Source organism: Verrucomicrobium sp. BvORR106, assembly GCF_000739655.1.
GTDB lineage: Bacteria > Verrucomicrobiota > Verrucomicrobiia > Verrucomicrobiales > Verrucomicrobiaceae > Verrucomicrobium.
Window position 1 is genome coordinate 40,096 of sequence record NZ_BATR01000059.1, and the last position, 18,687, is coordinate 58,782.

Annotated in this window: 19 protein-coding genes; 14 read left to right on the forward strand and 5 right to left on the reverse strand. The window is 61.4% G+C overall.

All coding sequences use genetic code 11. The features are described from left to right. Positions 1 to 166 precede the first annotated feature (166 nt). The 3 genes from BV106_RS09460 (at position 167) to BV106_RS09465 (ending at position 2,443) form a co-directional block, all read left to right on the forward strand. Positions 167 to 1,504 carry a sugar porter family MFS transporter gene (locus BV106_RS09460; RefSeq protein WP_038163809.1) on the forward strand — a complete coding sequence of 446 codons (1,338 nt, stop codon included), beginning with the start codon at positions 167 to 169 and terminating at the stop codon, positions 1,502 to 1,504. A 186-nt stretch (positions 1,505 to 1,690) separates the two neighbouring features. Beyond that, a complete protein-coding gene (locus BV106_RS38240; protein WP_265595489.1) occupies positions 1,691 to 1,852 on the forward strand; it encodes a hypothetical protein in 162 nt (53 codons plus the stop codon). A 243-nt stretch (positions 1,853 to 2,095) separates the two neighbouring features. Beyond that, the gene (locus tag BV106_RS09465; protein ID WP_265595490.1) at positions 2,096 to 2,443 is read left to right on the forward strand and encodes a hypothetical protein; all 348 of its coding nucleotides are present in this window, start codon (positions 2,096 to 2,098) and stop codon (positions 2,441 to 2,443) included. A gap of 19 nt (positions 2,444 to 2,462) precedes the next feature. Here BV106_RS09465 and BV106_RS09470 read toward each other — a convergent pair whose 3' ends face one another. After that, complete coding sequence (locus BV106_RS09470; protein ID WP_051945516.1) at positions 2,463 to 3,668, reverse strand: hypothetical protein; 1,206 nt, start codon at positions 3,666 to 3,668, stop codon at positions 2,463 to 2,465. Positions 3,669 to 3,760: 92 nt separating this feature from the next. On the opposite strand from BV106_RS09470, the gene BV106_RS09475 reads away from it, so the two are divergent. Both BV106_RS09475 and BV106_RS09480 read left to right on the forward strand, forming a co-directional pair. Continuing rightward, a complete protein-coding gene (locus tag BV106_RS09475) occupies positions 3,761 to 5,074 on the forward strand; it encodes an amino acid permease (protein WP_051945518.1) in 1,314 nt (437 codons plus the stop codon). After that, entirely contained in the window at positions 5,071 to 5,442 is a 372-nt protein-coding gene (locus BV106_RS09480) for a diacylglycerol kinase family protein (protein ID WP_038163814.1), read from the forward strand. The genes BV106_RS09475 and BV106_RS09480 overlap by 4 nt, the downstream gene beginning before the upstream one ends. Before the next feature lie 52 nt (positions 5,443 to 5,494). On the opposite strand, the gene BV106_RS09485 is transcribed toward BV106_RS09480, so the two are convergent. Continuing rightward, a complete protein-coding gene (locus BV106_RS09485) occupies positions 5,495 to 5,872 on the reverse strand; it encodes a GxxExxY protein (protein WP_029190163.1) in 378 nt (125 codons plus the stop codon). Between the two features lie 109 nt (positions 5,873 to 5,981). After that, entirely contained in the window at positions 5,982 to 6,548 is a 567-nt protein-coding gene (locus BV106_RS09490) for a DUF4375 domain-containing protein (protein WP_038163817.1), read from the reverse strand. A 123-nt stretch (positions 6,549 to 6,671) separates the two neighbouring features. Between BV106_RS09490 and BV106_RS09495 the strand changes: the two genes are divergently transcribed. The 3 genes from BV106_RS09495 to BV106_RS09505 all read left to right on the forward strand — a co-directional run bounded on the left by BV106_RS09495 (position 6,672) and on the right by BV106_RS09505 (position 9,867). After that, positions 6,672 to 8,051 (forward strand): FAD-linked oxidase C-terminal domain-containing protein, encoded by a 1,380-nt coding sequence (locus BV106_RS09495; protein WP_038163819.1) that lies wholly within the window; start codon positions 6,672 to 6,674, stop codon positions 8,049 to 8,051. A 76-nt stretch (positions 8,052 to 8,127) separates the two neighbouring features. Next, positions 8,128 to 9,063 carry a serine O-acetyltransferase EpsC gene (gene epsC / locus BV106_RS09500; protein ID WP_038163822.1) on the forward strand — a complete coding sequence of 312 codons (936 nt, stop codon included), beginning with the start codon at positions 8,128 to 8,130 and terminating at the stop codon, positions 9,061 to 9,063. A gap of 66 nt (positions 9,064 to 9,129) precedes the next feature. After that, a complete protein-coding gene (locus tag BV106_RS09505; RefSeq protein WP_038163824.1) occupies positions 9,130 to 9,867 on the forward strand; it encodes a SprT-like domain-containing protein in 738 nt (245 codons plus the stop codon). A gap of 96 nt (positions 9,868 to 9,963) precedes the next feature. Here the strand turns inward: BV106_RS09505 and BV106_RS09510 are convergent, their stop codons facing one another. Next, complete coding sequence (locus BV106_RS09510; RefSeq protein ID WP_038163827.1) at positions 9,964 to 10,275, reverse strand: hypothetical protein; 312 nt, start codon at positions 10,273 to 10,275, stop codon at positions 9,964 to 9,966. A gap of 131 nt (positions 10,276 to 10,406) precedes the next feature. Between BV106_RS09510 and BV106_RS09515 the strand changes: the two genes are divergently transcribed. The 3 genes from BV106_RS09515 to truA are packed head-to-tail and all read left to right on the forward strand — an operon-like array spanning position 10,407 to position 12,808. Then, a complete protein-coding gene (locus tag BV106_RS09515) occupies positions 10,407 to 11,492 on the forward strand; it encodes a sugar phosphate nucleotidyltransferase (protein WP_038163829.1) in 1,086 nt (361 codons plus the stop codon). Between the two features lie 47 nt (positions 11,493 to 11,539). Then, positions 11,540 to 11,995, forward strand: a complete 456-nt coding sequence (gene ruvX / locus BV106_RS09520) for a Holliday junction resolvase RuvX (RefSeq protein ID WP_051945519.1) — start codon at positions 11,540 to 11,542, stop codon at positions 11,993 to 11,995. 36 nt (positions 11,996 to 12,031) lie between these two features. Next, a complete protein-coding gene (truA, locus tag BV106_RS09525) occupies positions 12,032 to 12,808 on the forward strand; it encodes a tRNA pseudouridine(38-40) synthase TruA (RefSeq protein ID WP_038163831.1) in 777 nt (258 codons plus the stop codon). Here truA and BV106_RS09530 read toward each other — a convergent pair. Next, positions 12,799 to 13,557, reverse strand: coding sequence for an HAD-IB family hydrolase (locus BV106_RS09530; RefSeq protein WP_038163834.1), 759 nt, complete (start codon positions 13,555 to 13,557; stop codon positions 12,799 to 12,801). The genes truA and BV106_RS09530 overlap by 10 nt on opposite strands. A 94-nt stretch (positions 13,558 to 13,651) precedes the next feature. Between BV106_RS09530 and BV106_RS09535 the strand changes: the two genes are divergently transcribed. The 3 genes from BV106_RS09535 to BV106_RS09545 all read left to right on the forward strand — a co-directional run bounded on the left by BV106_RS09535 (position 13,652) and on the right by BV106_RS09545 (position 18,627). Beyond that, positions 13,652 to 13,849, forward strand: coding sequence for a hypothetical protein (locus BV106_RS09535; protein WP_038163837.1), 198 nt, complete (start codon positions 13,652 to 13,654; stop codon positions 13,847 to 13,849). Between the two features lie 903 nt (positions 13,850 to 14,752). Next, positions 14,753 to 17,311 (forward strand): DUF1592 domain-containing protein, encoded by a 2,559-nt coding sequence (locus BV106_RS09540; protein WP_265595491.1) that lies wholly within the window; start codon positions 14,753 to 14,755, stop codon positions 17,309 to 17,311. After that, positions 17,308 to 18,627, forward strand: a complete 1,320-nt coding sequence (locus BV106_RS09545) for a DUF1552 domain-containing protein (protein ID WP_038163840.1) — start codon at positions 17,308 to 17,310, stop codon at positions 18,625 to 18,627. Before BV106_RS09540 ends, BV106_RS09545 begins: the two co-directional genes overlap by 4 nt. The last annotated feature ends 60 nt before the right edge of the window (positions 18,628 to 18,687 follow it).

The following is an 18,687-nucleotide window of genomic DNA, read 5'->3' on the forward strand; positions in this document are numbered from 1 at the left end:
CCGGGTGGAGAGGCGGCTGTCAGGCGGGTGCCAATTTTTGTCCGATCAAGCCCAGACAGATGGGGCGTGCATTCTGTAGGATGACGCAGGGTTTGAGATTCGATTCATCCAGGGGCCGTGTGGATTTCCGCTCACGGCAGGGACGTCAACTTGACCCGATTTTTCCATGCACTCCCGCTTGTTCCTCTGGTCCCTTGTCTCCGCACTGGCGGGTTTTCTTTTCGGGTTCGACACGGTGGTGATCTCCGGGGCGGAGAAGACCATCCAGCAGCTCTGGGGACTGAGTGCGGAGATGCACGGGCTGGCGATGGGGGCAGCACTCTGGGGCACGGTGGTGGGCTCCCTGGCGGGAAGCTGGCCCACCGACCGCTTCGGGCGGAAGCATACGCTCCTGTCCATCGGGGTGCTTTTTCTCATTGGGTCCCTGTGGTCCGCTTTCGCAAACGAGGTGTATTCCTTCATGGCGGCAAGGTTTCTTGGCGGAATCGCCATCGGGGTCTCCACCGTGGCGGCTCCGCTCTACATCGCAGAGATCTCACCGCCGGAGAGCCGGGGACGTCTGGCGGGCATGTTCCAGTTCAACATCGTGTTTGGCATCTTGGTCGCCTTCTGCTCGAACTACCTGTTCTCAGGGTTGGGTGATCACGCCTGGCGCTGGATGCTGGGGATCATGGCGGTGCCATCTGTGATCTACACGGCAGCGTGTTTCCTCATCCCTGAGAGCCCGCGTTGGCTCCTGACCCGTGGCGCAAACCGCCCCGGCGGCCTGGCGGTGCTACGCAAGATCCACCCGCGGGCGGGGAAGGAAGAGCTGAACGCCATGGCGGACGGCATGACCGCTCCTGCGGGCCTGACCGCCGATTCCAGCCGGGGATTCTGGTGCCGGGAGATGCGCACTCCCATCCTCATTGCTTTTCTGGTCGCCTTCTTCAACCAGCTCTCGGGCATCAACGCCATTCTGTATTTTGCGCCTCGCATCTTTGAACTCACGGGGCTTGGTCAGCAGGCGGCCCTGCTGCAGTCGGCTGGGATCGGCGTGACCAATCTCATCTTCACCTTTGTCGGTCTTTGGCTCATTGACCGCGTGGGGCGGCGCACGCTGCTCTACGTAGGCTCGTTTGGATACATCCTCTCTCTGGGGCTGACGGCGTGGGCCTTCTACTCCGGCCACTATTCGATTGTGCCAGCATGCATCTTTGCCTTCATTGCCGCCCATGCCGTGGGGCAGGGGACAGTGATCTGGGTGCTCATCTCAGAGATCTTTCCAGACCGCTTTCGGGCGATGGGGCAGTCGCTGGGGAGCTTCACCCACTGGATCTTCGCAGCGCTCCTCACCACGGTCTTTCCCCTGGCGGTCACGGCGTTCCATCCGGGTGCGGTGTTCCTTTTCTTCTGCTTCATGATGGTCCTTCAGCTGATCTGGGTGAAGCTGATGGTGCCAGAGACGAAGAACCGTTCTCTGGAGGAAATTCAGCGGGAACTGGTGGGCAGGCGGCCCTCCTGAATCACCCGGCCACCGTTCGAGGAAACGGATTTGTTCCCCTGGAAGACCGCCGCGGAGAGGCCGGCGCCCGATTGAATAGAAAGACGTTAGCAAGCGTCCATCCCAGCCAACCGCAGCGGATGTTGAGCAAGTTTCCGTCCCTACTCAGGGCGGCGGTCCAGCATCCCCTGTTTCAGACCCATCCCTATGAAATCTCTCCTCACGTTAGGCATGGCCCTTGCGGCCACCCTGTTGTTCAGCAGTTGTTACCACCACTACCCCCACCACGGGCACGGCCATGGCGGCTTCCAGCGGGAGCGGAATTGGAAGAAGCATCACCATGACCACGACCATCACGACCATCATTGAGACGCCAGCCAATCAGGACAGACCCTGGCGCTCTTCGCAGCGCCGGGAGGGTGAAAGCTTCGTGCGCTGCCAAAAAAAGCGTGGCGGTATGACCGCCATGCTGTGTTAACATGGGGTGAATTTGAATTGGCAGCCATGAGTCGAGTGCGGCTTGTAATCACAGCCTTGGGATTGTTGCTGGTGATCGGGACGGCGGGAGCGATCCTGAAAGGGTGCCGGGCGGAACCTCGACCCCGGGTGACCATGGCAGAGGTCAAACTCTTCAATTGCGATTTTTCCGAAGGCTCCGTCAACACCGTGCGCATTCCTGGCGGCATGGTGTCCACCATTCAGATCAAAGAAAGTCCCAAGGTGGCGGTGAGGCTCCTGGATCTAGAGCTGGATCCCGGGGCGGCCCGTCCCCTGAGCATCTACTTCCACTCAGGCACTCCTTTGGCGACAGCTGCGAAGGACGGAGGGGTCAAGAGCCAGCTCCTCTTTGATCAGACCTCCAAACACACGGAGCAGATGCTTGTGGTCGGGCCGCAGGGCGGCAAGCTCGTCATAGAGCACCGGCATGAGCGCGGGCCGGTGCTCCTGACCTTGAAGTGAACTTTCCGTCGGGAATGAGCTACTGGGGGCGCGCCACCATGAGGCTCGTATTGGCCGGCATGTTCAGGTAGCCGATGCCGAAGCTCAGCGGACGCGGGCCCTGTTGTTGCTGGGCGTTGAGGAGGTCTGGCTGCTCGTACTCCTTGAAGATATCCTGCACGCCCTGGTAGTTGCCATAGAGGTTCACCTTCCAGTTCTGGTCGATGAAGTTGCGATAGGGCACACCGCTGGGGTCCTGCACGACGCCCCGACTCTGCACCAGGATGAAGTTCCGCACGTTGGAGAAGTAGGACTCGTGCATGAGGTAGGAGGCGCTCTTCGCCAGCGTCGCCGGGCGGCCCAGGCTGGTGGCGTAGCGCAGGAAGGGGCCGTTGGGCTTCAAGGCGTCGTTCGACAGGTTCTGCGTGAAATAGTAGATCCGCTTGGGTCCGTGCGGACCACTGATGCGAATGAGCAGGCCTGGTGACGTGCTCTGGGTGGCCGCAGAGACAACAGGGGTGCCGTTGTCATCCAGTCGGGCCGCTTCGATGGACTCCACGACGTGGCCGGTGCGAGCAATGAAGACCAGGAATACCGGCAGCACTCCTCGGAAACGGGAAGCCTGCAGGTCCTGGCGCATCTCCTTGGTGATGAAGTACGAGAATTGCAGGACGGTATCGAGCGAGTTCCAGAGGCTGTCCAGACCCACATCAATGTCCGACTCGGTCACCGTCTCCCAGGCAGGGAGGGGATCGCAGGCCTCCAGACCGCACATCAGGTAGGTTTCTGAGTACGGGAAGAACACGCTGGCAAAGAGAAAGTCAGGGCCGCTGAAGGGATAGAAAACGGCGGGACTGCCACGGAGGTCACTGATTTCCGACTGCGCCCACTGATTGACGGGGCGGCCGTGACGCCACTCGAAGTCGCGCCAGAGGGAGTTCATGCGCAGGGAATGGTTTTTCCAGGCAGCGGAACTGCGGAGGTGGCCAAAGGCGTCCTGCCCGTTCACCGGCGGCATGCCAGCCAGGAACCGGGCGGTGTCATTGAGCGCTGCGGACGCCACCGGTACGGCGACTCCCGTGGCTGCGGGAAATAATTCCCCATCCCCTGCCGGTTCTGCACGGAGCACCTGGGTGCCCGTTCCGGTTGGTTGCGCGGGCTTGGAGCTGCTGCCGCAGTGGGTGAGGGTCAGGAGGGGGAGGGAGACCAGCAGGGTCCGGAGAAGGGGGAGTACGCAGGGACGCATCGGGCGCGAGACTAGCAGAGAACATGACAAGAGGAAGCGCAAAACCGTGCTTCTGCTGGCCAGCCCGGCCCGGGCATGCTACAGAGCCCCCGATGCCGCCCGCCCGTCTCTCCTTCACCGCCGCAACGGCCATCGTGGTTGCCAGCATGGTCGGCACCGGCGTGTTCACCAGCGTGGGATTTCAGCTGGCGGACATCCCCTCCGGTTTTCCCATCCTCATCCTGTGGTTGATCGGGGGCGTGGTTTCCTTGTGCGGGGCGTTTTGTTATGCGGAGCTGGGGGCCATGATGCCGCGGTCTGGCGGGGAGTACCACCTGCTCTCCCGCGCGTACCACCCGCTCGTGGGATTTCTGGCGGGCTGGATCTCCCTCACGGCAGGGTTTGCCGCTCCTATCGCCGCCGCCGCCAAGCTCTTCGGCAGCTACACGCATGGCATTGTGCCAGGCTTGAACGAGACCGCGCTGTCCGTGGGGCTGGTGCTTGTCATCATGGGGGTGCAGCTCTGCCACTTGAAGTTTATCGAGCGTTTTCAGCTGGGCTTCACCATCCTGAAGGTCACGTTGGTGTTCTCGTTTATCGTCGGTGCCTGCTGGCTGGGGCAAGGGCGTTGGGAGCTGTTGCAGCCCCGCCCGGGTGACGGGGCTTATTTCCTCAGCAAGCCTTACGCCGTGGCGCTGGTGTTCGTCATGTACGCCTATGCTGGCTGGAATGCCGCCTCCTACATCGCTGGCGAAATCGAGAACCCGGCTAGGAACCTGCCGCGTGCGCTTATCATTGGGACATCGGCGGTGACCCTCCTCTATGTGGCTCTCAATGCGGTCTTCCTGGTGGGCGCACCCTGGCAGGAGATGACTGGCAACATGCAGAGCGCGCTCATCGCCGGGCGCGCCATCTTTGGCCAGCGCGGCGGAGATGCCATGGGGACGCTCATCGCCTTCGGCCTGGTGGCGCACGTCAGTGCCATGCTCTTCTCCGGCACCCGTGTGCTTCGGGTGATGGGGCAGGACCGGCGCATCCTGCGCTCCATGACCTACACCAATGCGGTGGGCGCTCCCTGGCTGGCGGTGCTGGTGATCACCGTGGTGGTGCTCACTCTCATGCTGACGGGCACATTCGACCAGCTCCTGTTGTACATTGAAACCCTCCTGCTCGGCTGCTCCCTCCTGTGTGTGCTGGCCGTGCCGTGGATGCGCTGGCGTCAGCCCGGACTGGAGCGTCCCTTCCGCGTGCCGCTCTATCCGCTGCCCCCGCTCATCTTCGCTGCCGTGGTGGGCTGGATGCTGTTTTCCCTGGTCATCCGTCGCCCGGTGGAGACCGCCTGGGGTGCGGCCACCCTGGTGGTGGGCGTGGTGATTTATTTCCTCGATAGGGCGGGTCGCCGATCAGAGACGGTTTCAGAGCCATGAAGCTGGAGTTCCCGGTTCTCCGTCACGCCTGGCAAGGTCTGGTTCACGTGGTGAAGACCCAGCGGCACGCCCGCTGGCATGCGCTCGCCTCTCTGGCTGTCGTTGGCCTCGGCATCGGGTTGCAGGTGTCCCGCATCGAGTGGCTGGCCTTGATGCTGGCCATCGGATTGGTCTGGGTGGCAGAGATCTTCAATACTGCGCTGGAGATCGCCTGTGATGTGATTTCAAAGGATCCGCACCCATTGATCGGCCTGGCCAAAGATGTCGCTGCCGGAGCCGTACTGGTGGCCGCATTCACCGCTGCCGCAGTGGGCGCAGTGGTGTTCGTGCCGAGGTTGTGGGAGATGTGGGGCCTTGGGTGTGAGTGATTTATTCTCACACGAAGGCACAAAGGCACGAAGGTTTTTGCAGAGCCAATCTTCAGTTTGCGATGCGTCGAATCCCGTTCTTGAGCACTTCCTCCCCAAAATTGATGAGAAGGCCGAGGCGACAGTTTGCGAGCTTGAGATAGGTGAGGAGTTGTTTGGCATGCACTGGACTCATTTTCTCCAGCGACTTCAGCTCCACAATGAAGCAACTGTTGACGATCAGATCAGCCCGGAAACCCATCTCGAACTTGATCCCCTCAAACACAACAGGAATCGCTTTTTCGCGCTCCACTTGATAGCCCAAATCCTTGAGCTTCTTCTCAAGAATTACCAGGTAAACGCTCTCCAAGAGTCCTGGTCCGATCGCCATATGGATCTTGATTGCTGAATCTACTACATCCTTGGCGATTCTCTCAAGCTCTTCAGTCATTTCATCACTCTTCGCACAAACTATTCTGGACTTCCAGTCATCAGAACCTTCGTGCCTTTGTGCCTTCGTGTGAGAATTTTCATCTCCCGTCAGCGAGATGTGCCCTGCCTTACCGCAGCCTTGTGAAGTACTGAGGGTTGGCGCGGAACCACGAGCATAGCCCCATCGCCAAAGTTTTTTCCAGCTGCCGAAGCTCTTCTGTTTCTTCCTTGAGATCGTCCTTGTCCCTCAATAGAGAGAACTGATCATGATCATGGTCGTGGTCGCCATCATCGTGATGGTGATCATCATCGTCGTCGGAATGAGGTATATATGAGGCGTCAATCTGGCGGCGGCGCTCGGTGATGTCCACGGCTGGCATGGCGGTGCCAAAGAGCTTGCGGGTGGCGCTGGTCAGGATGTTGCCTGCGTTTGGGCAGCCAATCTCGAAGAAATCCTGGATTTGATCCGCCGCGAATTTTCCGCTGGGATTCCAGAAGTAATGCTGCAGTCCGTCGTTGTTGAGCTCGGAGGTGAACCAGTAAAATCGCACCGCCATCCTGCGGCCTTCGTTCAAGTTCGGATAGGTTGCTTTCCGCCATTCAGGCTCAACGTCCTTGGCGAAGATATAGCTCAGTTGGGGGAGACCTTCTGGTAGCCGATCAAATTTTTGCCAACTCGGGGTGAAGAAGCGCATTGGGATGTGTCAATGTCGCCACTTCCCATCCGGGGAGCAAGTCCCAATCGTGCCCAGGTCTGGAGGGATGAAACCTCAAAACCTGCGTGCCTTTGTGCCTTCGTGTGAGAATATTCCCGTCCCATGTCCTCCCCTGGCTCCTACATTTCTGAACTTACCTCCCTCCTCGGACCCTCCTGTGTCTCGGTCGAAGAGCCGGTGCTGGCGGTGCACAGCACGGACAAGTGGTTTGCCTCGGCCCGCCCAGACGTGGTGGTGTTTGCCGAGCGCACAGAGCAGGTGAGCGCGCTTTTCAAGTTCGCCTCGGAAAGGCGCATCCCGGTGACGCCGCGCGGCGCAGGGGTGGGGTATGTGGGGGGCTGCGTGCCGCTCCAGGCCGGCATCGCCCTCTCGCTGGCAAAGATGAACCGCATCTTGGAAATCAATGAAGCGGATGGCGTGGCGGTGGTGCAGCCAGGGGTGATCACCGGTGATCTGCAGAAGGCGGTGAAAGAGCGCGGTTGGTTCTACCCACCCGACCCGGCGAGCCTCAAGGAGTGCTCTCTGGGAGGCAACATCTCCACCAATGCCGGTGGACCGCGCTGCCTGAAGTACGGGGTGACGCGGCCCTACGTGCTGGGCCTCGAAGCGGTGATCCCTGATGGCACGATCCTGCGAGCGGGCGGTCGTTGCCACAAGAACAAGACCGGCTTCGATCTCGTGGGTCTCTTCACTGGCAGCGAGGGCCTCCTCGGCGTGGTGACGGAGGCTACCCTGCGTCTCATCCCGCATCCGCCGCTGCGTGCGATGCTTTCCGTGGGATTTGCCACCTTTGCCGAAGCCGCCGCCGCCGTGCAGCGGATCCTGGGCAGCGGGCATCTGCCGTCCGCCCTGGAGATTACTGATAGCTTCACGCTTCGGGCGGCTCGTGACTATGTGGGCGATTCTGTGCCAGAGGGTGAGGCCCACCTGCTGGTGGAAGTGGATGGCCAGGAGAACACGGTGCCGCTGGAACTCAAGGCCATCGAGAGTCTGCTGCGAGGCTTGGGCGCGGTCTCCATCAGTGCCGCGGTAGGCGACGCGGAATGCGAGAAATTCTGGACCCTGCGCCGCGAGTTCTCCTACAGCCTGCGGGCCACGGGGCTGATCAAGCTCAATGAAGACATCGTGGTGCCGCGTGGTCGCCTGGTGGAGTTGGTGAGTTTTGCCTCCAAGCTGCAGGAGGAGAGCGGCTTCCCCGTCGCCTGCTTTGGCCATGCTGGGGACGGCAACATCCACGTCAATGTGATGGTGGCGGACATGGAAGACCCGGTGCAGCGGGAGAAAGCGGAGGTCGCCCTGGACCGCCTCTTCCATCACGTGCTGGCATTGGGTGGGGCCATTACCGGAGAACACGGCATTGGGATCGCAAAGAAGCGCTGGTTCCCCGAGGCCATCGGAGCCGGGGCAATGGAGGTGCATCGTCGCCTCAAGGCTGCACTTGATCCGCTTGGCATCTTGAATCCCGGCAAGTTCGTTCCATGATGGGGAGGAACGGGGCGTGTGACTTTAGTCGCCTGTCCCATTCCCCTCTGCTTTCATCGTCCCTCGCTATTGCCAAATGGATTGCCCACAGGAAGATCTCGTTAGTGGACTGCTCAAGTCCTACCAGGAAGTCGGCGGCATCAATCACCTCGATTGTGCCAATCTCCCCTCCAAACGGGTGATTGCGTCTCTGTGTGAAGATCTCCTGCAACTGCTCTTTCCTGGCTTCTTCGCAGCGGAGGCGGTGTCTACGGCTGAACTGCCGCTCATCACCAATGAGCTGGTGCAGGGCATTCGCGACCGGCTGGCGGAAGAGATGGAGCACAGCTTCCGGCTCGCCGACCCTGCCCGTACGGACAACCGCACGCGGGCTCATGAGTTGGCCTGCCAGTTCTTCAAGAGATTTCCCGTCGTCCGTCGGCTCCTGCAGACGGATGTGGAGGCGGCCTATGACGGCGATCCCGCGGCGAAGAGCTACGATGAGATCATCCTCGCTTACCCTGGTCTGGAGGCGATCGCCATCCAGCGGCTTTCCCATATCCTCTACCGGGCGGGGGTGCCTTTGATTCCTCGCATGATGACGGAGTGGGTGCACAGCCGCACCGGCATCGACATCCATCCGGGTGCGCAGATCGGCTCCCATTTCTTCATCGACCACGGCACAGGCGTCGTCATCGGCGAGACCTGCGTGATCGGCTCCCACGTGAAGCTCTACCACGGCGTCACCCTGGGGGCGCGCAGCTTCCAGAAAGATGAGGAAGGGCACATTGTGAAGGGCACCAAGCGGCACCCCAACGTCGAGGATCACGTCACGGTGTACCCGAATGCCATCATCCTCGGTGGCGATACCACCTTGGGCGCGCGCAGCACCGTCGGAGCCAACGTCTTCCTGATGAAAAGCATCCCTCCAGACACTTTGCTGGTGATGGCAGATCAGGTGCAGCGTACCTATGACAAGACGGCCCGCCAGAAGCCCCTCTCGCCAGACGACCGACCCGACATTGGCTTGTAACAAGGGTGTATCTTGTCACGCCGCCGTCGCTTGCAATGGGCCAGATTATGCTACCCTCTGCTTCAGATGATTCCCAAGACGGCCCAGCGTCAGATGTGGTTTGAGTTTTTGGAGAAGCTGGTCACACCGGCCTCGACGGCAGCCGGACGGGCTGAGGAGGCGCTGGAACAGTGCTGCGATCACGGCCACGCCCACGCCCACGATCATGAAAGCCAAGGTGAGGGCGAACTTGGGCCCGATGACATGGAGCCGGCGACGGCCTCATCGTCGGCCGCCCGCTCCCTGCGGGGACGGGATGCCAAGCTGGAGGCCGAGTCCCGGCAGTGGTTGCTGGGGCTGGGAATGGCCGAAGGTGCTGGGAAAGTGCAGGTGGTGTGGAACGCCAAGCTGCGCAGCACGGCTGGCTATGCCCGCTGGCCCCAGTGGCTGGTGGAACTGAATCCCCGGCTCGTGGATTTCGAAGGGCAGGTGGACCGGACCTTGAAACATGAACTGGCTCACCTCATCGCCTACGCCCGGGCGGGCCGGCGGCGGATCGAGCCCCACGGGCTGGAGTGGCGCCAGGCCTGCGCGGACCTCGGCATCCCCGATGAAAGCGCCCGTCATACGCTGCCTCTGCCGCGGACGAAGCAGCAGCGGAAGTTCGTTTACGCCTGTCCCGTCTGTCAGATGAAGGTGGAACGGGTGAAGCGCTTTCGCCGTCACACGGCGTGTCTCGCCTGCTGTCGCAAGCACAACCGGGGCGCGTTTGACCTGCGCTTCCAGTTTGTCCTGGTGCAGCGCAAGGAGCCGGGCGATGCCTGATGCCTGATGAGGCGCACTCTGGATCCATGAAAAAAGCGGCGCACCTTGGAGAAGATGCAGCCGCTTGAAAAAGGAGAGCAGTACTTCGCTCAGCGATCAGTTTTCGTCGCCCAGGGGGTAGATGTCAGCACCTTCAGGCACGGCACCGTTGCGGATGCTTTCCAGACGCTTGCGGCTGCCCCGGGCCGAGGACGGGCGGTTGGCCAGACGGGAGACAATTTCCGTCACCGTAGGGGCCACGATCAGAGCACCAGCAGCCAGGAGGGCCACCGAGGCGATGTTCGACGATTTGCGCGACATCCCACGACCAAAAAGCATACCCAGAGCACATCCGGCCGCAGCGGATGCGGTGGCAACAGCATAGGTGTTCAGTTCGGAGTCGTTCCAGCGCGGAGGTGCAGGGGTCATTTCGAAAACTATACGCTGGCAACTGCCAAAACGAAAACAGAAATTCACGTTTGAGGTTGAGGGCGATGGTCCTAGGGTGCCCTCCCTCCCTATTTTCGGGCCTGGCCCGATGTCATCCCGTCCCACCTGCCATGAGCACTGCTTCCAGCCCTTCGAAAACTTACGCCCTTGTTCTCGCCGGAGGCAGTGGCCAACGTTTCTGGCCGGTGAGCCGGGATCGCCTGCCCAAGCAGCTTCTGCGTTTGTTTGATGAGAAGACGCTGCTGGAGCACACCATCAACCGTCTCGCCGGGGTGGTGCCCCGGGAGAACATCCTCATCCTGACCAATTGCCAGCAGGTGGAGGGCGTGCGGGAGGCCTTGCCCGATTTCCCGGCGGAGAACATCATCGCTGAGCCTGAGAAGCGGGACACCGCCCCGGCCATCGCTTTGGCGATCGCCTGGGTCGCCGCCCGGGACCCGCAGGCCACCATGATGGTGCTGCCCTCCGACCACCTCATTCAGGCCACGGACGAGTTCCAGCGGGCGCTGCGGACGGCTTGCGAGGCCGCGCAGAGAGGGGGCAACCTGGTGACTATCGGCATCAAGCCCACCTGGCCCTGCCCCAGCTATGGCTATGTGGAGCGCGGAGCCCGCCTCGACGACCCCGCTGCCGGGGGCGTGCCGGTGTATGAGGTGGTGCGTTTCCGTGAAAAACCGAGCGCCAGCCTGGCAGAGCAGTTTCTTGAGCAGGGGCACTTCACCTGGAATGCGGGCATGTTCTTCTGGACCGTACCGACGGTGCGGGAGAATCTGACCCAACACTGCCCGGAGTTGGCGGACTTCATTCATGCGCTGTCCACTGCGGAGGACTTTGATGCGACGATGAAGGAACGGTTTCCCAAGCTGACCAAGCTTTCCATCGACTACGCGCTGATGGAGAAAGCACCCTGCGTGCTGAATGTGGAGGCCACCTTCGACTGGGACGATGTGGGCAACTGGACCTCAGTGGGTGTTTACCTGGCCAAGGATCACGAGGGCAATCAGCACAACTGCCTGCTCAACCAGATCGAATCCACCAACAATCTTGTCTTCTCCCAGACGCCCCAGCACATCGCGTTGCTCGGGGTTCATGATCTGATGGTGATCTCCACTCCAGACGCCCTGCTGGTGGCGCATCGCAGCCAGGCGGAGCGCATCAAGAAGCTGGTGGACGGTCTGCCCACGGAACTTCGCTAGGGGCAGGCGGTTGCGTCACGCAGCGATTGAGGGCATCTTTTCAAGTCATGCGCATTCTCGGCATTGATCACGGCACGGTCAGGATCGGTCTGGCTCTCAGTGATGAACTGGGCCTGGCCGCCCACCCATTGAAGACGCTCGACACCAGCCCCACCGTCGAGCAGGAGATCGCGGAGATCGTGAGGCAGAAGCGGGTGACAACCATTGTCCTGGGACTGCCGCTGCGAATGGACGGGCATCGTGGAGAAGCTGCCACCCGGGTGGAGGCTTTTGCCGATCGTTTGAACAAGGCTCTGCGTCACGAGGTGCCGGTGAAGTTCGTCGATGAGCGCCTCAGCAGCGTGGCAGCAGAGCGCAGCCTGGGTCTGGAAGGGAAGCAGAAGACCAAGGAGCAGAAGAAGCTGGTGGATCAGGTGGCGGCCGTGGCCATTCTGCAGGACTACCTGAACACGCAGGCTGGTGGCGAAGCGTGGCTCCTGCCTGATGAGCCGGACTATCGTTGAGAAGAGATGATTGTTTCCTAAATCGTTCCGCGATTCATGTCATTTCGCAGGCTCAAACTCACCGTCGCTTATGACGGCCGTCCGTGGAAGGGGTGGCAGTCCCAAGTGGGCGGCGACACGATTCAAGACCGGCTGGAAGCCGCGTTGCGTGACCTTACCGGCACCCAGGTGAATGTGCAGGGCTCCGGCCGCACTGATGCCGGTGTGCATGCTCTGGCCCAGGTGGCACATGCCGATGTGCCGGATGCGCTGAAGATGGGCCGGGAGTCTTGGGTTCGCGCCATCAATGTCCGGCTGCCGCACTCCATCCGCGTGATGGAGTGCGATGAAGTCCACGGAGACTTTCACGCCCGGTTCGATGCTGTGGGAAAGGTTTATTCCTACCGCCTCTGGAGGGGCGGGGTGATGTCACCCTTTGAAGCGGGACGGGCCTGGCACATCTACGGCGTGGTGGACCTGGAGGTCCTGAGGGCCGGTGCGGCATTGCTCACCGGCACGCACAACTTTGCCCGGCTTTCCGCGAACCGCGGGGACATCAGCGAAGACGAACGTCGCGAGGATGAAGATGGGCTCACACGCACGGTGCGCCGCATTGAAGTGATCCCGGAGGGGGAGGTGCTCCGGATCGAGTTCGAGGGGGATGGTTTCCTCTACAAAATGGTCCGCCTCATGGTCGGCAGCCTGGTGCATGTGGCGCGGGGCAGGGAGTCGCTGAGCTGGTTGCAGTCCCTGGTGGAAGACCCGACGGGGACCAAGAGCAACCAGTGCGCGCCGGCGGACGGTTTGTGCCTGATGAAGGTGTTCTACGCTTGAACCCGCGGCGGGGGCGTGTTGTAGAGCCCGAAGGCCTGGAGCGCGGAACACAGGACATCGCCTGCCTTGTTTTGATAGGGGCGCTTGGGGTGTAGCACCTGCCAGCCACGGCTTTTGCCGATGGCTTCCAGTGCTTCATTGGGGTGAACGAGCACCCCGTGTCCGGCCAGTTCCAGCAGGGGGAGGTCGGCCGCACTGTCGGAGTAGGCCCAGGAGTCCTGGAGCTCTTCGGGTGTTGCTGCCGCCACGGCAGGCACCGCCTTCTTCATGGCCACGATCTTGGCCTCCCGCTTGTTGTTGCTGCCCAGTACGACTGGGAGGGCTGGCATGCGCTCGGAGGGCTGGACCTGGGTGGCAATGCAGTGGTCGAACCCGAGGGCTTTGGCGATCTCATGAGCATACACGTCCGGGCTGGCGGTGTTCAGGATGAGGGTACGCCCCGCTGCCCGGTGCCGCGCTACCTCGGCCATCAGTTCAGGATAGGCCCAAGGGCGCACCACTTGCTGGGCGAAGGCACGTGCCTGCTCCGTGAGCACCGCGCTGGACAGCCCTTTCATGTAGCCCATGAAGGCCCGCTTGGCCGTCACTGTGGGCAGCACCTTGGCCGCCCGGAGGAGCGCGATGGGCGCAAAGCGGATCAGATAAGCCGTGCGCCCGCGATCCTGTTGCAGCATGTGATTCGCAAACAGCGCCTGCGTGTCAAAAGGCAGCAGCGTGTGATCGAGGTCAAAGAAGGCGAAACTGGGCATCGCCGAAGGGTGGCGACGATGAGGAGGGAGTCAATGGGCGGGACGCAACAAGAGGAGGGATTGATTTTGGCGGCTGGGGGGAGTAACGTGTGTCATGACCGTGATGGAAACCATCGTGAGAGACTTGCAGGGCATGCCGCTCCGCAAGCTCGTCGAAGTGGCAAGGTACGTCCATCGTATGAGCGCAACCAACCGGGAGGAGCGCGAAAGGGTTCTCAAGGAGACTTATGGTTCTCTGTCTGAGGACGATGGGATTCGCTTTGAAGAGGCGTTGCAGGGGGCTCGAGTTTGAGAGGGGTCGTCGGTATTGCTGTCAATGCCTCCCACTGCATTGGGAACTAAAGGCGGTTAGATGGGCACGTTTGGGTGTCGATACTGGCACCCCTCGCGAACGTGGAGCACCCCTTGGGTTTGCGATCGTTCTTCATGGGACCGACATCGCATACGGGGAAATTAGCGCCTGCCAAGGAACCTAGGGGGCTGACATGGAGGTGTTGATGGTGATGGGGGCGAAGCAGATGCAGTTGGCCTTCCCACCTGATCATCTCCTGCGACGTTACCCAAGGTTGACTCGCTTAGGGCTCGTCCAACCTTGGGCTGTGCTACAGATCCCATACTGGGATCAACTTAGTCTGAGGCGGGCCTTCTCAAAGAACCGGCGCCTTCCACCGGCTCAGTCGAAGTTCTTCCTCGAAGAGGATGGGGCTACGAGCCCAACGTTGGCGAGCTTCCAGCGAGTCTACGTTGGGTGCCGTCTAATGATGAGACTCAGGTGGGAAGGCCGACAACATCCGCTTTTCCTCCCAACACCTTCAACGCCTCCATGTCGACCGATGCGATGTGGCACGTATGTTTGGCTGCACCTCGCGAGGGCACTCGCTGACTGAAGTTCCCGGCAAGATGCCGCGAACAGCACGCAAGATGCGTGCGCTCCCTGGCTTCTCCGGCACAGGTCGTTTTGAGAAATCCCAGACTGCGTTTCGCCATCGTGGTTCCTTGGCTGACTGGACCTGGTGGAACTCAAAGAGGCATCTCGCCCCCTCCGTCCCTCAACCAGACGCTCAAGCGTACTTAAGTGGTGACGTCCTCCGCTAAATGTCCCTCAAGATGATAGAAAAGTGCGCTGGGACGCGTAATTTCCATCCGTACCCTCATCGCACGCGGGACGGAACTGGTTTCCCTAAACCCGCTGATAATGAATTGTTTACGAATGGATCACTTCAGCTCTTCCCGTCGCCGTTTTCTCCCGCAGGTCTTACCAATGCTCTTGGTGGCGCTGGGGTCGATTTCCGGGGTGGGTGCGGAACTCCCTCTGCCTGAGCATCCCGGCGCGGTCATCTATAAGAAGATGTGCCTGGATTGCCATGGCGCGAAGGGTGAAGGCGTGGCGGGCAAGTACGATGAGCCTCTGCACGGCGATCGCACTCTCGAAGCGCTGGCCAAGCGGATCGACCGCACCATGCCGGAGGATGAGCCGGAGCTGCTGGATGCGGCTGGCTCAGCCCAAGTGGCGGCCTACATCTATGACGCGTTCTATTCGTCAGAAGCTCAGGCGAAGAACAATCCCGCGCGCAAGGACCTGACTCGCCTGACAGTGGCGCAGTACCAGACCTCCGTGGCGGACGTGGTGGGGCGTTTTCGCCCCGGTTCAGACCGCCCTCCCGGTGCCGAGCGGGGGCTCAAGGCGCGTTATAACGGCTTCATGCTGCCCCAGGCAGAGCCGGATTTTGTGGGCCCGCCCGCCGAGGCCAAGGATGAGAAGAAGGACCGGCCTAAACATCGCTTTGAGCGCGTGGATGGTCAGGTGGCTTTTCAGTTCGGAGCAGACAGCCCGGACAAGGCCGTGATGGCCAGCGATGAGTTCCGCGTCCGGTGGGATGGCGGCTTGATTGCACCGGACACGGGGAACTATGAATTCGTCCTGAAGACGCAAAACGGAGCCCGTCTGTTCGTGAACAACAACGAGACCCCCATCATCGATGGTTGGGTGAGCAGCGGCCCGGATGTGCGGGAGGAGAAGAAGACCATCTTCCTGCTGGGCGGGCGCAGCTACACCTTCACGCTGGAGTTCTTCAAGTACCGGGAGGATGCCTCTTCCATCCAGTTGATGTGGAAGACGCCGCATGGTGCGCTGGAGGTGATTCCCCAGCGCTATCTCACGCCCAATGGCGGTGGCATTCACATGGTGGTGAATACGACCTTCCCCGCGGACGACCGCAGCGAAGGCTACGAGCGTGGTGCGGGCGTTTCCAAAACCTGGGAGCAATCGACCACGGATGCGGCCATCGAGGTGGCAGAGCACGTGGAGAAGAACCTGGACCGGCTGGCGGGAACCAAGGCGGGAGCCGGTGACCGCTTGGACAAGCTGAAGGAGTTCAGCCGCAAGTTCGCCGAGACGGCCTTCCGCCGTCCGCTCACGGATGAGCAGAAGCAGATCTTTGTGGATGCGCAGTTCGCCAAGTCGCCCACGCCGGAAGTAGCGGTGAAGCGGGTGGTGATGCTCTCGCTCAAGTCGCCTCGTTTCCTCTATCCCAGCCTGAGCGAACTGGAGCGTCCGGACGACTTCACCGTGGCCTCGCGGCTGGCACTGGAGCTTTGGGATTCCATCCCGGACGCCGGACTCACCCGCATGGCGGCAGAGGGCAAGCTGAGGGATCGCAACAGCGTCGCCACAGTGGCCCGCAGGATGATCACGGATCCCCGTGCCAAGACCAAGCTGCGCGGCTTCTTCCACCACTGGCTGGAGCTGGATCGTGCCAGCACGATTGCCAAGGATGCCAAGACCTTCCCCGGTTTTGATGACCGCGTGCTGGCGGACCTCCGGGAGTCGCTCTGGATGTTCGTGGACCAGATCGTGTGGAGCGAGAAGTCTGACTATCGCGAGCTGTTGCAGGCGGACTACTTGTGGATCAATGATGCCCTGGCCAAGTTCTACGGCAAGGGCGATGCCGCCGCACCCGGTTCGGAGTTTCAGAAGGTGAGCTTCACCAATGGACAGCGCACCGGCGTGGTGACGCATCCGTATCTGATGGCTGCCTTTGCCTACAACAAGGACACTTCGCCCATCCATCGTGGAGTGTTCCTCACCCGGAACATCGTGGGCATGTCCCTTAAGTCGCCCCCCATGGCGGTAGAGTTTGAGGACAGCCACTTCGACCCCACGCTGACCATGCGGGAGAAGATCACGGCGATGACAAAGGACAACGCCTGCATGGCGTGCCATTCCGTCATCAACCCCCTGGGTTTCAGCCTGGAGAACTACGACGCGATCGGCCGCTGGCGTACGCAGGAAAAGAACAAGCCGGTGGATCCCGCCGGACACTTTGCCAATGAGCAGGGCCAGACCATCCAGCTCAATGGGGCTCGCGACATCGCCAGCTACGCGGCCAACAGCGAGAGCGGACACCGCACCTTTGTCCGGCACTTGTTTCATCATACCGTGAAGCAGCCGGTGGCCGCCTACGGGGCTGACACGCTGGAAACACTGCGCACCAAGTTCACCAAGGAAGGCTGCAACATCCAGAAGTTGCTGGCGGAGATCGCAGTCATCGGGGCCATGGATGAAGTGCCCCCTCCCGCACCTCCGGCTCCCAAGCCGGCACCTGCCCCGGCCCCAGTTCCGGCACCCGCGCCTGCAGCCGCGGCCGCACCAGTGCCTGCACCCCAGAGCACGCCGCCCCCGGCCCCGATCGCGACGCCACCTGCTCCCGCTCCCGTTTCACCCCCCAACAACGCCACCCCCGCAAAATCATGAAAGCCCTGAACCGCCGCCAGTTCCTCCGCGATCTTGGAGTCTCTGCCGCCACGCTGCCGTTCATCGCCGGTCTGCCCAGTCTGACGGGCGCTCCGATGCCCCAGCGTCGTCAGCGGGTGGTCATCATGTTCTCGCCCAACGGCACCCTGCCAGCGGATTTCTGGCCGGACAAGGAGGGGGCGGACTTCGAGTTCAAGTCCATCCTCAAGCCGCTGGAGCCGTACAAGGACCGCACGCTCATCCTCAACGGCGTGTACAACAAGATCCGTGGGGACGGCGACCAGCACATGCGTGGCATGAGCTGCCTGCTCACCGCGAGCGAGCTGATGCCGGGCAACATCCAGGGCGGCTCCGACAAGCCGGCTGGCTGGGCTGGCAGCGTCTCCATTGACCAGGAGATCAAAAACTTTCTGCAAGGGCGTGCGGAGACGAAGACTCGTTTTGGCTCGCTGGAGTTCGGCGTTGCGGTGCCGAATCGCGCTGACCCGTGGACCCGCATGAGCTATGCCGGGGCCAACCAGCCCATCGCGCCGATTGATGATCCGTATCAGATGTTTGCCAAGCTCTATGGCAAGATGAAGGACAAGGACAGCCTCATCAGCGTGCTGGATGACGTCAGCGCTGATCTCAAGAAAATCTCCAGCAAGCTGAGCGCCCGGGACAAGGCCTTGCTCGACCAGCACATGATGCTGGTGCGCAACCTGGAGCAGGAGTTGCAGAACCCAGCGGCAGATGCGGCCCTGCAGCACCCCATGCCCGAGCTCGACCCCGGCATTGAACTGGTGAACGACAACACGCCGGAGATCAGCCGCATGCAGATCGACCTGCTGGTGAACGCGCTCTCCAACGACATGACTCGGGTGGCGACGCTGCAGTACATGCGCTCCGTGGGGCAGGCGCAGATGCGCTGGCTCGGTGTGGAAGACGGGCACCACTCGCTCTCTCACGATCCGGACGACAACAAGGAATCCTACGAGAAGCTCAAGAAGATCAACACCTGGTTCTGCGGCGAGCTCGCTTATCTGGCGAAGCGCCTTTCAGAGACACCCGAGGCGGGTGGCGAAGGCAGCATGCTGGACAACACCCTGATCGTCTGGACCAACGAACTGGGCAAAGGTAACTCCCACACGCTGGACAACATCCCCTGCGTGATTGTGGGCGGCGCCCCTGGTATCAAGATGGGTCGCCACCTGAAGCTGGACAAGGTGGCCCACAACCGCCTCTGGATGACTCTGGCGCACGCCATGGGCCACCAGGACCTGAAGACCTTTGGCAAGGCCGAGCTCTGCGAGGGCGGGGCGTTGAACTTGGCGTAAAGGCAGGCCAGCGTTGCTGGCTTGCAGTCGCTCCTGGTTTGGGATAGGCATGGGGAAAAT